14 protein-coding genes are annotated in these 14,341 nt (G+C 67.3%); 5 read left to right on the forward strand and 9 right to left on the reverse strand.

Annotated elements, in window-relative coordinates:
* Positions 1 to 15: 15 nt before the first annotated feature.
* Together ACYJP6_RS22410 and pabB are read right to left on the reverse strand one after the other, a co-directional pair.
* Complete coding sequence (locus tag ACYJP6_RS22410; RefSeq protein WP_017641933.1) at positions 16 to 636, reverse strand: phosphoadenosine phosphosulfate reductase domain-containing protein; 621 nt, start codon at positions 634 to 636, stop codon at positions 16 to 18.
* Between the two features lie 48 nt (positions 637 to 684).
* Positions 685 to 2,028, reverse strand: a complete 1,344-nt coding sequence (gene pabB / locus ACYJP6_RS22415; RefSeq protein ID WP_459477976.1) for an aminodeoxychorismate synthase component I — start codon at positions 2,026 to 2,028, stop codon at positions 685 to 687.
* Positions 2,029 to 2,180: 152 nt separating this feature from the next.
* Between pabB and ACYJP6_RS22420 the strand changes: the two genes are divergently transcribed.
* The 4 genes from ACYJP6_RS22420 (at position 2,181) to prpD (ending at position 6,540) form a co-directional block, all read left to right on the forward strand.
* Positions 2,181 to 2,882, forward strand: a complete 702-nt coding sequence (locus tag ACYJP6_RS22420) for a GntR family transcriptional regulator (protein WP_459477978.1) — start codon at positions 2,181 to 2,183, stop codon at positions 2,880 to 2,882.
* A 4-nt stretch (positions 2,883 to 2,886) separates the two neighbouring features.
* Entirely contained in the window at positions 2,887 to 3,774 is an 888-nt protein-coding gene (prpB, locus tag ACYJP6_RS22425; protein WP_459477980.1) for a methylisocitrate lyase, read from the forward strand.
* Positions 3,775 to 3,829: 55 nt separating this feature from the next.
* Entirely contained in the window at positions 3,830 to 4,957 is a 1,128-nt protein-coding gene (prpC, locus tag ACYJP6_RS22430) for a bifunctional 2-methylcitrate synthase/citrate synthase (protein WP_459477982.1), read from the forward strand.
* A 98-nt stretch (positions 4,958 to 5,055) separates the two neighbouring features.
* Positions 5,056 to 6,540 carry a 2-methylcitrate dehydratase gene (prpD, locus tag ACYJP6_RS22435; protein WP_459477984.1) on the forward strand — a complete coding sequence of 495 codons (1,485 nt, stop codon included), beginning with the start codon at positions 5,056 to 5,058 and terminating at the stop codon, positions 6,538 to 6,540.
* A 113-nt stretch (positions 6,541 to 6,653) separates the two neighbouring features.
* Here prpD and ACYJP6_RS22440 read toward each other — a convergent pair whose 3' ends face one another.
* From ACYJP6_RS22440 to ACYJP6_RS22460, 5 genes are all read right to left on the reverse strand, one after another.
* On the reverse strand, positions 6,654 to 6,983 hold the full coding sequence (locus tag ACYJP6_RS22440) for a hypothetical protein (RefSeq protein WP_459477986.1): 330 nt from the start codon (positions 6,981 to 6,983) through the stop codon (positions 6,654 to 6,656).
* 26 nt (positions 6,984 to 7,009) lie between these two features.
* A complete protein-coding gene (locus ACYJP6_RS22445; RefSeq protein WP_459477988.1) occupies positions 7,010 to 8,605 on the reverse strand; it encodes an isocitrate lyase in 1,596 nt (531 codons plus the stop codon).
* A gap of 594 nt (positions 8,606 to 9,199) precedes the next feature.
* On the reverse strand, positions 9,200 to 11,233 hold the full coding sequence (locus tag ACYJP6_RS22450) for a methyl-accepting chemotaxis protein (protein WP_459477989.1): 2,034 nt from the start codon (positions 11,231 to 11,233) through the stop codon (positions 9,200 to 9,202).
* Between the two features lie 246 nt (positions 11,234 to 11,479).
* The gene (locus ACYJP6_RS22455) at positions 11,480 to 11,905 is read right to left on the reverse strand and encodes a GFA family protein (RefSeq protein WP_459477991.1); all 426 of its coding nucleotides are present in this window, start codon (positions 11,903 to 11,905) and stop codon (positions 11,480 to 11,482) included.
* A gap of 96 nt (positions 11,906 to 12,001) precedes the next feature.
* Positions 12,002 to 12,283: a peptidylprolyl isomerase gene (locus ACYJP6_RS22460; protein ID WP_007160531.1), complete on the reverse strand. Its 282-nt coding sequence runs from the start codon at positions 12,281 to 12,283 to the stop codon at positions 12,002 to 12,004.
* Between the two features lie 153 nt (positions 12,284 to 12,436).
* Between ACYJP6_RS22460 and ACYJP6_RS22465 the strand changes: the two genes are divergently transcribed.
* Positions 12,437 to 13,285 carry a CAP domain-containing protein gene (locus ACYJP6_RS22465; protein WP_459477993.1) on the forward strand — a complete coding sequence of 283 codons (849 nt, stop codon included), beginning with the start codon at positions 12,437 to 12,439 and terminating at the stop codon, positions 13,283 to 13,285.
* 49 nt (positions 13,286 to 13,334) lie between these two features.
* On the opposite strand, the gene ACYJP6_RS22470 is transcribed toward ACYJP6_RS22465, so the two are convergent.
* Together ACYJP6_RS22470 and copM are read right to left on the reverse strand one after the other, a co-directional pair.
* Positions 13,335 to 13,715, reverse strand: a complete 381-nt coding sequence (locus ACYJP6_RS22470) for a VOC family protein (RefSeq protein WP_459478076.1) — start codon at positions 13,713 to 13,715, stop codon at positions 13,335 to 13,337.
* A 61-nt stretch (positions 13,716 to 13,776) separates the two neighbouring features.
* Positions 13,777 to 14,112, reverse strand: a complete 336-nt coding sequence (gene copM, locus ACYJP6_RS22475; RefSeq protein WP_459477995.1) for a CopM family metallochaperone — start codon at positions 14,110 to 14,112, stop codon at positions 13,777 to 13,779.
* Positions 14,113 to 14,341 lie beyond the last annotated feature (229 nt).

A 14,341-nucleotide genomic window follows, 5' to 3' on the forward strand; every position in this document is an offset into this window, starting at 1 on the left:
GCGGGAAGCTTCGACTCAGTGGGCGAGGTGCAGGCCGCACTCGCGATTCTCGTCACCCTTGGTGGGATCGAAGTAGTCGAATTCGTTGGGCAGGTCGTGGGCGGTCAGGTACTGGTAGAGGTCCTTGGAGGTCCAGTGCAGCAGCGGCGCCACCTTGATCAGTCCATCCGGATTGACGCTGACCGGGTCCATCTGGGCGCGCACCGCGGTGTCGGTGGCGCGCAGGGCGGTGAACCAGACTTCCGGGGCGGTCTCGCGCAGGGCACGGGCGAAGGGTTCGAGCTTGACCTCTTCGGTGAAGGCGGCGTGGCGCGGATCGTCCAGCCCCGGGACCGGGCCGTCGATGGCCTCGCGATGGGCGCGGGAGCGCTTGGGCAGGTAGGTCACCAGGTTGAGATTGAGCTTGCGCACGATCTCGTCGGCGCAGCGATAGGTGGCGGGGGTGTTGTAGCCGCTGTCCATCCAGACCACCGGGATGTCCGGCTTGACCTGGCTGACCAGGTGCAGGATCACCGCCTCGAAGGGGCGGAAATTGGTGGTGACGATGGCGCTTTTACCCAGCCCCAGGGCCCAGGCGACGAGCTTTTCGGGGTCGCGGCCGAGGTCGGCGTTGATGCGGGCGAGATCGAGAGACATGGCGGGCTCCAGCCAGGCGAAGGTTGCGCCCATGGTAGCAAAGCCGGATCAGCTGTGGGCTTCCAGCGTTTCCAGCAAGACCCGCACCTTGGCCAGGGACTCGGCGTATTCGTCGGCCCAGTGGGAATCCATGACGATGCCGCCGCCGCCCCAGCAACTGAGCATCCCATCCTCGGCCAGCAGGCTGCGGATGAGGATGGAGCTGTCGCTCTCGCCGCGCACGTCCAGGTAGAGCAGCGAACCGCAGTAGGGGCCGCGGCGGGTTTCTTCCAGCTCGTCGATGATCTGCATGGCACGGATCTTCGGTGCGCCGGTGATGGAGCCGCCGGGAAAGCTGCCGGCCAGCAGGTCCAGGGCATCCAACCCGGCGGCCAGGTCACCGGTCACGGCGCTGACCAGGTGGTGGACGTTGGGATAGCTCTCCAGGGCGAACAGCTCGGGCACCCGCACCGAGCCGATGCGGCAACTGCGGCCCAGGTCGTTGCGCAGCAGGTCGACGATCATCAGGTTCTCGGCGCGATCCTTGGGGCTGGCGAGCAGCGCATCGGCTTCGGCGGCATCGGCGGCGGGATCGGCGCGGCGTGGCCGGGTGCCCTTGATCGGCCGGGTCTCCACCTGGCCGCGGCTCACCCGCAGGAAGCGCTCCGGTGAGTGGCTGAGCAGGGCGCCCCTGTCCAGTGCCAGGTAGCCGGAGAAGGGCGTCGGGCAGGCCGCGCGCAGGGCGAGGTAGGCGGTCCAGGGCGAGCCCTGGAAGGGCGCGCGAAAGCGCTGGGCGAAGTTGACCTGGTAGCAATCGCCCGCGGCGATATAGGCCTGGATGGCCTCGATGCGCTGGCGATAGGTATCGCGGTCGATGTCGGCGGTGAAGGGCGCGGTGAGGCTGAAGTCAGAGGTCTCGGGCGTTGCCTCGGCTTCGAACAGGGTGATCAGCCGCTGCCGTTCGCCTGCGTCCAGTGCTGGATGGCAGACCAGCTGGCTGGTCCGTGCCTGGTGATCGGTGATCAGCGCCCAGGCATAAAGCCCCAGGCGGGCATCGGGCAGCTGCAGATCGGCGCGGGCACCCTCCGGCAGCCGTTCCAGGCGCCGGCCGAAGTCATAGCCGAGATAGCCCAGCAGGCCACCGGCGAAGGGTAGCTCCGCACCTTCCGGCAGGTCGGCGTGACCCAGGCTGGCCAGGGCGGCGCGCGTCCGCGTGAAAAAGGCGTGGCCCGTCTCGCCGGAAGCGGGTTGCAGCACCTGCAGCGGCCAGGCCGCCATGAGGTCGTAGCGCCCGCGCTCGGCCACTGGCCGGCCCGAATCCAGCAGCACCGCGCCGGGCTCGCCGTGCAGCAGGGCGAAACGCGCCGTGGGATCGGCGTGGTAGGGCAGGGGATGCAGGCGGCAGAGGGGCATGGCGAGGTCGGCTGGGAGGTCGGCGCGCTAGTGTAGCGAACCGCTCCTGGCGGGGCGAGATACAGGCTGTCACAGCCGGATTGTCGACAAAGATTGACGGGAAAGGCGTTCAGGCGTAGTTATTCAGGCCATAAACATAAAAGGTGTCGACAATGATCGATAGCCCCCTCCAGGCCGAAGCGCCCGAGACCGACAACGGGACCCTCTCCGAGCAGGTGTTCCGCCGGATCCGCGAGGCCATCGTCCGCGGTGACGTGGCGCCGGGCAGCAAGATTTCCGAGCCCGAGCTGGCGCGTACCTATGGCATCAGCCGTGGGCCGCTGCGCGAAGCCATCCATCGTCTGGAAGGCCAGCGCCTGGTGGTGCGGGTGCCCCATGCCGGCGCCCGGGTCGCCGCCCTGAGCCTGGCCGAGCTGGTCGAACTCTATGAGATCCGCGAATCCCTCGAAGGCATGGCTTGCCGCCTGGCGGCCGAGCGCCTCACCGCCCAGGGCATCGACGAATTGCGCCAGCTGCTGGATACCCACGAGCGCGACCCGGCGTTCCAGGCCGGTACTGGCTACTACCTGCAGGAAGGCGACCACGACTTCCACTACCGCATCATCCAGGCCAGCGGCAACGGCATGCTGGTGCGGCTGCTCTGCGGCGAGCTCTATCACCTGGTGCGCATGTACCGGCTGAAGGTCTCCGCCACCCCCAATCGACCGCGCCAGGCCTTTGCCGAGCACCATCGCATCCTCGATGCCCTGGCCGAGGGCGATGGCGAACTGGCCGAGCTGCTGATGCGCCGCCACATCGCCGCGTCCAAGCGCAATCTGCAGCACCATCCCCTAGTCCAAGCTCAGTCGAGGTAACGCCATGCCTGCCGTCAGTCCCGGCCAGAAATTCCGCGCCGCCGTCGCCGCCGAACGCCCGCTGCAGGTGGTCGGCACCCTCAACGCCAACCATGCGCTGCTGGCCAAGCGCGCCGGCTTCCAGGCCATCTACCTGTCCGGCGGCGGCGTCGCGGCCGGTTCCCTGGGCCTCCCGGACCTGGGCATCAGCGGCCTGGAAGACGTGCTGATCGACGTGCGCCGCATCACCGACGTCTGCGACCTGCCACTGCTGGTGGATGTCGACACCGGCTTCGGCGCCTCGGCCTTCAACGTGGCCCGCACCGTCCGGTCGCTGATCAAGGCCGGCGCGGCGGCCATGCATATCGAGGATCAGGTGGGCGCCAAGCGCTGCGGCCACCGGCCGGGCAAGGAAATCGTCAGCCAGCAGGAGATGGTCGACCGCATCAAGGCGGCGGTGGACGCCCGTACCGATCCCGACTTCGTCATCATGGCCCGCACCGACGCCTTGGCGGTGGAGGGCTTGCAGGCCGCCATCGACCGCGCCTGCGCCTGCGTCGAGGCCGGCGCCGACATGATCTTCCCCGAGGCGATGACCGAGCTGCCCATGTACCGCCAGTTCGCCCAGGCGGTGGGGGTACCGATCCTGGCCAACATCACCGAATTCGGCGCCACGCCGCTGTTCACCGCCGAGGAGCTGGCCGGGGCCGAGGTCAGCCTGGTGCTCTATCCGCTGTCGGCCTTCCGCGCGGCCAACCGCGCCGCCGAGAACGTCTACACGGCGATCCGTCGCGATGGCAGCCAGCAGGCGGTGGTCGACACCATGCAGACCCGCGCCGAGCTCTATGACCGCATCGACTATCACCGCTACGAGGATCAGCTGGATCGCCTGTTCCAACAACAGAAACACTGACGCTCCACCCTGAACGCCCGCTTTTTCGCATAACAACTCCAAGAGGAGCGAGACGATGGCAGACAGCAAAACCCTCGGCGGCGCCGGCCTGCGTGGTCAGGTCGCCGGCCGCACCGCGCTATGCACCGTCGGCAAGACCGGTGCCGGCCTCACCTACCGGGGCTATGACATCCGCGAACTGGCCGCCGAGGCCGACTTCGAGGAAGTGGCCCACCTGTTGCTATATGGCGAGCTGCCGACTCAGGCGCAACTGGACGCCTACCGCCAGCGCCTGGCCGCGCTGCGCGACCTGCCGCAGCCGCTCAAGGAAGGCCTGGAGCGCATTCCCGCCAGCGCCCATCCCATGGACGTGATGCGCACCGGCGCTTCCCTGCTCGGCACCCTGGAGCCGGAGCGTAGCTTCGCCGACCAGCAACTGGTGGCCGACCGCCTGCTCGGTGCCTTCCCAGCGATCCTGCTCTATTGGCACCACTTCAGCCAGAGCGGCACCCGCATCGACTGCACCAGCGATGCCCCGGACATCGCCAGCCACTTCCTGACCCTGCTGCACGGCAAGGCGCCCAGCGAGTTGCATGCCCGGGTGATGAACGTCTCGCTGATCCTCTACGCCGAGCACGAATTCAACGCCTCCACCTTCACCGCCCGGGTCTGCGCCTCGACGCTCTCCGACCTCTATTCCTGCGTCACCGGCGCCATTGGCTCCCTGCGCGGGCCGCTGCACGGCGGCGCCAACGAGGCGGCCATGGCGCTGATCGAGCGCTTCGCCTCGCCGGAGGAGGCGGTCACCGGCCTCAAGCAGCTGCTCGAACGCAAGGAAAAGGTGATGGGCTTCGGCCACGCCATCTACCGTGACAGCGATCCGCGCAACGAGGTGATCAAGGACTATGCCCGGCAGCTGGCGGCGGAGGTGGGCGACCGGGTGCTGTTCCCGGTCTCGGAAGCCATCGATCGCACCATGAAGGAGGAGAAGGGGCTGTTCCCCAACGCCGACTTCTACCACGCCTCGGCCTACCACTTCCTCGGCATCCCGACGCCGCTGTTCACCCCGATCTTCGTTTGCTCGCGGACGGCCGGCTGGTGCGCCCACGTCTTCGAGCAGCGCGCCGACAACCGCATCATCCGCCCCAGTGCGGATTACATCGGGGTTGAGCAGCGGCCGTTCACGCCCATCGCCAATCGATGAATGTTTGATCGCTGCCATGGCCGCTCCTACGGGAGCGGCCATGGCAGCAAACCCCTGTAGGAGCGGCCCGTAGCCGCGATATTTAGGAACCAAAACCCATGAGCGCCAACGTCGATCTCAACAACCGACCCGATTACGACCAGGTCATCCAGGACCTGGCCGATTACGTCCTGACCTACCAGGTCACCTCCCGCGAGGCGCTGGACACCGCCCGCAACTGCCTGATGGACACCCTCGGCTGCGGCCTGCTGTCTCTGCGCTTCCCCGAGTGCACCAAGCTGCTCGGGCCCCAGGTGGAGGGCACCGTGGTGCCCCAGGGCGCGCGGGTGCCGGGCACCAGCTATCGCCTGGACCCGGTCAAGGCGGCCTGGGACATCGGCTGCATCATTCGCTGGCTGGACTACAACGACACCTGGCTGGCCGCCGAGTGGGGCCATCCCTCCGACAACCTCGGCGCCATCCTGGCGGTGGCCGACCACCTGTCCCAGCGCCGCGTGGCCCAGGGCGAAGCGCCCCTGACTATGCGCCAGGTACTGGAGGCCATGGTCATGGCCCACGAGATCCAGGGGGTCTACGCCCTGGAGAACTCCTTCAACCGCGTCGGCCTGGACCACGTCTTCCTGGTCAAGCTGGCCTCCACCGCGGTCAGCGCCAAGCTGATGGGCGCCAACCGTGAGCAACTGCTGGCGGCCCTGTCCCACGCCTTCGTCGATGGCCAGGCGCTGCGCACCTATCGCCATGCGCCCAACGCCGGCAGCCGCAAGTCCTGGGCCGCGGGTGACGCCTCCAGCCGCGGCGTGCGCCTGGCCGACATCGCCCTGCGTGGCGAGATGGGCATCCCGGGCGTGCTCAGCGCGCCCCAGTGGGGCTTCTACGACGTGCTGTTCAGCCACACCAACAAGGACCTGGCCACCAAGCCGGCCGACCAGCGCCAGTTCCGCTTTCCCCAGGGCTTCGGCAGCTACGTGATGGAGAACGTGCTGTTCAAGATCAGCTTCCCGGCGGAATTCCACGCCCAGACCGCCGCCGAGGCCGCGGTGCTGCTGCATCCCCAGGTGCGTGACCGGGTGGATCAGATCGAGAAGATCGTGGTGACCACCCACGAATCGGCCATCCGCATCATCTCCAAGCAGGGTCCCATGGCCAATGCCGCCGACCGCGACCACTGCCTGCAGTACATGATCGCCGTGCCGCTGCTGTTCGGTGACCTGGTCGCCGAGCACTACGAGGATGCCTTCCACCAGGCGCATCCGCGTATCGATCAGCTGCGCGAGAAGATGGAGATCGTCGAGGACGAGCGCTACAGCCGCGAGTACCTGGAAGCCGACAAGAGATCCATTGCCAACGCCCTGCAGGTGTTCTTCACCGACGGCAGCAGCACCGAGAAGATCGCCGTGGAATATCCCATCGGCCATCGCCGGCGCCGCGAAGAGGGGATTCCGCTGCTGGAGCGCAAATTCCAGAACAACCTGGCCACGCGCTTCCCGGCCGGTCGCTGCGCCCAGATCTTCGACCTGTGCAAGGACCAGGCAGGGCTGGAAGCCACCCCAGTGCATCGCTTCGTGGATCTGTTCGTTTTGTAAACAGAAGAGGCGACTCGCTCGATCCCGTAGGGCCATGCAGGATCAGGCGAGTCGCCTCGGAGGTGGGGCAGGGCGTGGCGGGTGTTCAACTACCCGCCGCGCCCTTTTTCATTTCAGTAGTAGCGATCCACATAGGCCGGCCGTTGCTGCCGACCGGCCAGGCGCCAGTGTTCCTGCAGGGCGGCGTGGACGCTTCGGATGAAGTTGTCGTCCGCCGCCGCCGACTTGCCGACGTAGCCACCGCCCTTGTTGTAGGTCTTGAAGCGGATGCGCAGGCTGGGATGGCGCTCTTCGAACTGCTCGGGCGTCTCGCCGCCGGGCAGGCGGTCGACGTGTACCGCGCCGCTCTCGCAGACCCAGAGGATGTGGTTGTGGTTCTTGTCCTTGAGCCGGGCGAAGAGTTGCTTGAGGTCGTCCAGGCTGGGGTTGTCGTTCAGGTTCATGAGCGTGTCCTCCGCAGTGGCCGTGATCAATGGAACTGGTTCATGGTGTTGTCCTTGCCCGCCGCCTTGAGCGCGGCCTCGCCGGCAAAGTATTCCTTGTGGTCGTCGCCCATGTCCGAGCCGGCCATGTTCTGGTGCTTGACGCAGGCGATGCCCTGGCGGATCTCTTGGCGCTGAACGCCCTTGACGTAGGCCAGCATGCCTTCCTCGGCGAAGTAGCCCTTGGCCAGGTTGTCGGTGGACAGCGCCGCGGTGTGGTAGGTGGGCAGGGTGATCAGGTGGTGGAAGATGCCTGCCTCCCGCGCCGCGTCGCGCTGGAAGCTCTGGATGCGCGCGTCGGCCAGGCGACCCAGTTCGGTGTCGTCGTAGTCCACGCTCATCAGCTTGGCGCGGTCGTAGGCGGAGACGTCCTTGCCCTCGGCCTGCAGGGCGTCGAACACCTGCTGGCGGAAGCTCAGGGTCCAGTTGAAGGAGGGGCTGTTGTTGTAGACCAGCTTGGCGTTGGGCACGACTTCGCGGATGCGGTCGACCATGGCCTTGATCTGGCCGACGTGGGGCTTCTCGGTCTCGATCCACAGCAGGTCGGCGCCGTTCTGCAGCGAGGTGATGCAGTCCAGCACCACCCGGTCCACGCCGCTGCCGGCACGGAACTGGAACAGGCCGCTGGCCAGGCGCTTGGGCTTGAGCAGCTTGCCGCCGCGGCTGATCAGCACATCGCCGTTGCCCAGCTGGCTGGCGTCGACCTCGTCGCAGTCGAGGAAGCTGTTGTACTGGTCGCCCAGGTCGCCCGGCTGCTTGCTCACGGCGATCTGCTTGGTCAGGCCGGCGCCCAGGGAGTCGGTGCGGGCGACGATGACGCCCTCGTCCACGCCCAGTTCGAGGAAGGCGTAGCGCACGGCGTTGATCTTGGCCAGGAAATCCTCGTGGGGCACCGTGACCTTGCCGTCCTGGTGGCCGCACTGCTTCTCGTCGGAGACCTGGTTTTCCAGCTGGATGCAGCAGGCGCCGGCCTCGATCATCTTCTTGGCCAGCAGGTAGGTGGCTTCGGCGTTGCCGAACCCGGCGTCGATGTCGGCGATGATCGGCACCACATGGGTCTCATGGTTGTCGATCTTGGCCTGGATGGCGGCGGCCTTGGCGTTCTCGTCGGCGGCGCGGGCGGCGTCCAGCTCGCGGAACAGCATGCCCAGCTCGCGGGCGTCGGCCTGGCGCAGAAAGGTGTAGAGCTCTTCGATCAGCGCCGGCACGCTGGTCTTCTCGTGCATGGACTGGTCCGGCAGCGGGCCGAATTCCGAGCGTAGCGCGGCGATCATCCAGCCGGACAGATAGAGGTAGCGGCCTTGGGTGCTGCCCAGGTGCTTCTTGATGGCGATCAGCTTCTGCTGGCCGATGAAGCCGTGCCAGCAGCCCAGCGACTGGGTGTAGGCGCTGCTGTCGGCGTCGTAGGCGGCCATGTCCCGGCGCATGATGGCCGCGCAATGGCGGGCGATGTCGAGACCGGTCTTGAAGCGATTCTGCAAGCGCATCCGCGCGGCGTATTCCGGATTGATGGCGCTCCAGTGGTTGCCGGCGGTGGTCTTGAGGGCGGCGATGGCCTGAACGTCGTTCTCGTAAGCGGACATGAGTCGATCCTTTCGATGAGGTTGGCTTGGGTACCAGTCTTTTCCCAACGCCTGGCCGCGGGGTGGCGGTTGCCACCTGGCTGCCAGTCGCGAAGGCGAGAGGAGGGCCCAGCTGTCGAGTCATGTCGCCGTGCGTGCCTGCATGGATCCGGACGTCACCTCTGGCGACGCTGCCTCGAGCAGCGTGGCGTTCCAGTCGTCTTCTCTTGTAGTGCCTCTTGAGCATCACTACGCAAGACGGCCCGAGGGTCACCCGGAGCCCAGGCGCGACCCGCATGGATAGGGGGTTCGCGTCCGGTGCAGCTAGAGATTTGCAGGAGAACAGAGCGTCGTCAACCGGGTTTTGTAGTGCTTTCGTATAGTCACTACAAAAGTCGTAGACGCGACGGGGAGCGGGTTTGGGGCGTCTATTGCTGACTCATGGGTCGCTGGTGAGGGCAAAACCGGGCCGCAAGCCACGGCGCTGGCCGTGACCCTGCGGTCACTCGGGAGGTGATCCGGCGCGCTGGGGTCTCTGCCCCTGGTGAGAGGCAGCGGAGGGGCGGACGGTGGGACTTGCCGGTCAGTGCCGACGAACGGTAAGTCCTTGTGGGGTCAGGACGCCGTGGCGGCGGTGAGGCCGGTGAGGGTATCGGCGATGTCCTTGGTGCGGTGCGAGGTCTGGGCGGTGAGGCGGCCGGATTCGCGCAGGCCGGCGAGCAGGCCCTGCAGCGAACCCACGTCCTCGGCCTGTTCGGCGATGTGCGCCGCCACCTCGCTGATGGCGCGGGACAGCTGGTCGATGTCGGCGCCGATCTCGGCAGCGTTCTTGTGGGTGATGGCCGCCAGGTTGCGCACCTCGTCGGCCACCACCGCGAAGCCCCGCCCGCTCTCGCCGGCGCGGGCCGCCTCGATGGCCGCGTTGAGCGCCAGCAGGTTGGTCTGGCCGGCGATCTGCTGGATCACCTGGACGATGGACTGGATGCGCAGACTCGACTGGCTCAGCTCGTTGGCGCTGCGCACCACATCCTCGGCCTGGTCGGTGAGCTGTTGCACGGTGCCGTCGGCCTGCCGAGTGATCTCGCCCTGCTGGTGGATGCTGCCCGCCAGGTCGTCCATGCTGCTGTGCAATTCGCCGGAATAGTGCCGCAGCTGCTCGCCGATCTCCTGGCGGCTCTGGTGCGCCTGGCGGAGTACCTGGCCAAGGTCGGCGAGACCGCCGAACACCGCCTGGATGGAATCGTCGAGGCCCTGGGCATCCACCACGCCGGTGAAGTTCTGCCGCTTGAATTCGTCGATCTGGTTGACCACCACCTGGCTCAGGCCGGCCAGCTTCTTGATCTGCCTCCGCAGGAAGAAGGCCTTGAACTCGCCGTAGTGGGCGGCGAAGTTGTCGACGTAGTCGTCGCGGAAGGGCGCGCCCTCCGGGGTGCGGAAAAAGAACACCGCGGTGAGCGTCTGGTTGAGGTTCAGGCCGAGGATCTCGCCGAAGGTGGAAAAGCCCACCACCGGCGTCTGGCCGAACACCTCGCCCATGCGCGGCAGCTCGGCGCCGTTGTTGGCGCGGCGCAGGATGCAATCGTTGAGCACACCCACCAGCGGGGTGCCGCTCTTGCCCTGCAGGAAGCGGGCGAAATCCTCGCGGGTCGCGTCCACCAGGGAGGTGCGCTTGACCATCACCAGCTCTTCGCCGGGCGCCACGTCGCAGAACAGGTGGATGCGCTCGCGCTGGTAGTCGATGCGGGCGATGGAGCGCACGAACAGCTCCTCGCCCACGCGGATGGCGAAGGAATAGTCCGCCAGGCGCTGCTCCAGCTGCTCGGCGCGGCAGCTCAGGGCCTCGCAGAGGGCCGCCACCATGCTCTTGATCTGGCCGCGGCTGTCGACCACCTGGCTGATGTAGCGCTCTTCCAGGGAGGCGGTGAGGACATTGAGACTCAGCGGCGTGGCGCTGAAGTTCTGGCTCTTGAATACCCCGAAGCGGGTGTTCCGGGCCATCTTCAAGAAGACCAGCTGGGCATGGTTTTCATAGGCCTTGCGGCCATCGTGCAACAGCGTCTGGCGGAAGTCGCCCTTGCCGCCGGCGGAGCCGCCGACGAACAGGCAGGGGAAGCGGCCGGACTCGTACAGCGCCTCCATGAAGAAGGATTCCGAAGCGGACAGGCCGTCGAACAGCACGAAGGCCAGGGTATCGCGGTGATCGATGGGCGTGCGCACCTGCAGGCGCTTGAGCGATTCGGTCAGCCGCGCCAGGCGCTCCTTCATGCTGCGGCGCGGTCCGCCCCGGCGGATGTCCTCGCTGTCCAGCGGAACGTGCACCACCTCGGCCGAGGCGATCACCGAGCCATCGAAGAATTGCAGCACCAGTCGGTCCCAGGCGCCGTCGGCGGCGCAATACAGGCGCTGCTCGCTGCCGCAGAGTTCGCCGGAGGTGGTGCACAGGCTGATCGAGGCGCCCGGGAAGCGGCCGGCCAGTTGCCGGGCGATGGCGTCCAGGTCCAGGTGCGGCGAGACGAAACCGGCGATGAAGGTAGGCGTGAGGGCGACGCTCTTCAGGCGTTCGCTCAGGTCACGGCTGGAGCAGGAGAGGCTGAAGACGCGGCTGCCGCCCTGGCGAGCGCGCGCGCCGAAGCGTTGCAGAAACCCCATGATTGTTCCTCTTGTGGGCAGGCTGGGAAAGGAGCTCCCCTGGGCATCGGCGCGTTTGGCAACGGCTTGATAGGGGTGCGCGCCCAGGCCGCAGGCGGCTGGGGCGAAAGGGCGAGCGGCGTGAAGTGTCCGGGGGCTCTGGCATCAGCCTTAGGGCGATAAGCATTGCCTCGGACGAGGTGGCTTCGATCCCGCCCGGGCGACCAGCGGCCACGGCTGACGCCGAACGGTGACCGCTGTCGTCGGCTAGTCCGCCACGTCCTGCTCGGCGAACAGCTCGGCGCCGGTCAGCTGGCGGGTGGTGTTGGCGAAGCAGTACCAGGCAGGTTTCGCCTCGATGAAGACTTCGCTGGTCAGGTGCCATTCCGGGCCATCGCCAAGCAGGCCGACGGGAACGGCGTAGTAGGGCCTGGTCTTGAGTCGATAGAACAGATGAGTGCCGCAGTGACGGCAGAAGCCGCGCTCGGCCCAGTCGGAAGAGGCGTGGATGGCCAGGGCGTCACCGCCGCCGATGATGGGCGGATGCGCGCACTCCGCCACCAACAGTGGACCTCCGCCCCAGCGGCGGCAGGTCTGGCAGTGGCAGGCCGATACCTCGGTGCTGTCGGGTCGGCAATCGAGCTGGACGGCGCCGCACAGGCACTGGCCGTGGCAGGAGAGGGGAGTGGACAAGGCGCTATCCTCGCGAGGGCAGGGGAATCTGCAGGATAGTCGGTCGTGCGGAAGGGGGAGGGGACGCTCCCGCGGCGGGCGAGAGCGTCGGCGAGATCAATCCTCGCGGCTGGTGACTTCCACCAGGTGATAGCCGAACTGGGTCTTCACCGGACCCTGGACCTGGTGCAGCGGGGCGCTGAACACCACGGTGTCGAATTCCTTGACCATCTGGCCCGGGCGGAAGGTGCCCAGGTCGCCGCCCTGGCGGCTGGACGGGCAGCTGGAGTTGTCCTTGGCCACCTGGGCGAAGTCGGCACCCCCTTCGATGGCGGCTTTGAGTTCGTTGCACTTGGCTTCGCTGGAAACCAGGATGTGGCGGGCAGAGGCTTTGGCCATGGGAGAGACTCCTGTTGATTGAGCCGGCGAGCCTACCCCAATCACCCTTGCAAGCAAACTGCCATCCGTTCCTCGGCTGGCCACCGGTCTGGCTTGCGCCCCGGATTCAGGCCGGGTACATAGCGCTTCCGTCTTTTCCGGATCCGCTCACGCATGTCCCGTTTCCCTGCCTTGTCCCTGCTGCTGACCACGACCTTGCTGAGCCAGGCCGCCCTGGCGGCGACGCCCGAAGAGGCGCGGCTGATCAGCCTGATCAACGCCTATCGCGCCGCTCCCCAGGGTTGCCCGGGCACCCGCGCCGCCGCGCCACTCGCTGCCGACAGTCGCCTGGCGGCGGTACGACTGAGCGGCCGCGATCGCCTGCAGAGCGATCTGCGCGCTGCGGGTTATCAGGCGTCGGCGGTACAGGTGATCATGCTGGCGGGCGCGCCCACTGCCCAGGCGGCCATGGCCGGGCTGCGCCAGCAGTATTGCCGGCCGCTGGCCAGCAGCGACTATGCGCAGATCGGAGTGAGCCAGCAGGGGCCGCGCTGGCAACTGGTGCTGGCGCGCCCGGTGGTGAGCGCCGGCCTGGGCGACTGGCAGACCGCCGGCAAGGCGGTCCTGGCCGAGGTCAATCGCGCCCGTGCCCAGGACCGTACCTGCGGCACCCGACGCTTCGCCGCCACCACGCCGCTGCGCTGGAATCCGGCGCTGGCCAACGCCGCCCTGGCCCACAGCCAGGACATGGCCGGGCGCGACTACTTCTCCCACACCGCGCCGGGCGGCGGCAGCGTCGCCGAGCGGGTGGCCAGGCAGGGCTATGGCTGGACACGCATCGGCGAGAACATCGCCGCGGGCGCCGGCTCGGTGGCCCAGGCCATGCAGGGTTGGCTGGCCAGCCCCGGGCACTGCGCCAACCTCATGAGTCCCGACTTCACCGAGATGGGCGCCGCCTATGCGCTGAATCCGCGCAGCACCCACAGCCTCTACTGGACCCAGGTGTTCGGTCGGCCGCGCTAGGTCCGGTCTGAAAGGCCGCTGAGCCGCGCTCGGGGACGCCTCGGGCGTATCAGGTCCGGTACTCCGAGATCTCGATCAGGTTGAGATCGGGATCCCGCACATAGACCGAACGGATCGGCCCGGTCGCACCGGTACGGTCCACCGGACCTTCCACGATCGGCCAGCCTTCCCGTTGCAGATGGGCGATGACCGCGTCGAGCGGTTGGCAGGCGATGAAGCAGAGGTCGAGCGCGCCCGGTACCGGCAGGTGCGCCTTGGGCTCGAACTCCCGACCGCGCTCGTGCAGGTTGATCTTCTGGTTGCCGTAGCTCAGCGCCTTGCGCCCGGCGCCGAACACGTCTAGGCGCATGCCCAGCACCCGGGTGTAGAAATCCTCGCAGGCGGCGAGGTCGACGGTGGTCAGCACCAGGTGATCCAGATGGTCGATCAGCATGACGGTCTCCGTGACGAGGCGGGGACTTCACTGTGCCAGTCGCCCGCGCCTGCGGCCATCACTTGCCGTGGGCCGCGATCCAGCGCTTGAGCTGGTCGATCTCCTTCTGCTGGGCCTGGATGATGGTCTGCGCCAGCTGGCGCATTTCCGGGTCCTTGCCGTGCTGGAGTTCATAGCGGGCCATGTCGAGGGCGCCCTCGTGGTGAGCCAGCATGCCCTTGGCGAAGCCCAGGTCCGGATCCTTGGCCTTGAGACCTTCTTCCATGCCCTGGTGCATGGCCGCCATGCTCTTCTGCATGTCCTGGTGGGCCTGATGGGTATCCTCGGCGGCGCTGGATATGCCGCTCGCCAGCAGGGTGACGGCAAGCAGGGCACTGGATAGGACGATACGCATGGGACGAGCTCCTCGAAGGAAAAGGACGACAGCGAGGCTAAGCTTTGCCCCTGGGGCAAGGTCAACCGCTGCGCTGTCTGCTGTCCGAGCCCTGGAGGAGCGAAAGGTTCGCGATGTTTTGTCGCAGCGCGCCGCTCTGGGCAGGGTGCCGGAGCGCGAAAAAAGTCTCGCCGATCAGGCCATTGGCGGAGAACGGCAGGCGATCTCCCACCACGCTCGCAACTGCGAG

Source organism: Pseudomonas sp. No.117, assembly GCF_054558395.1.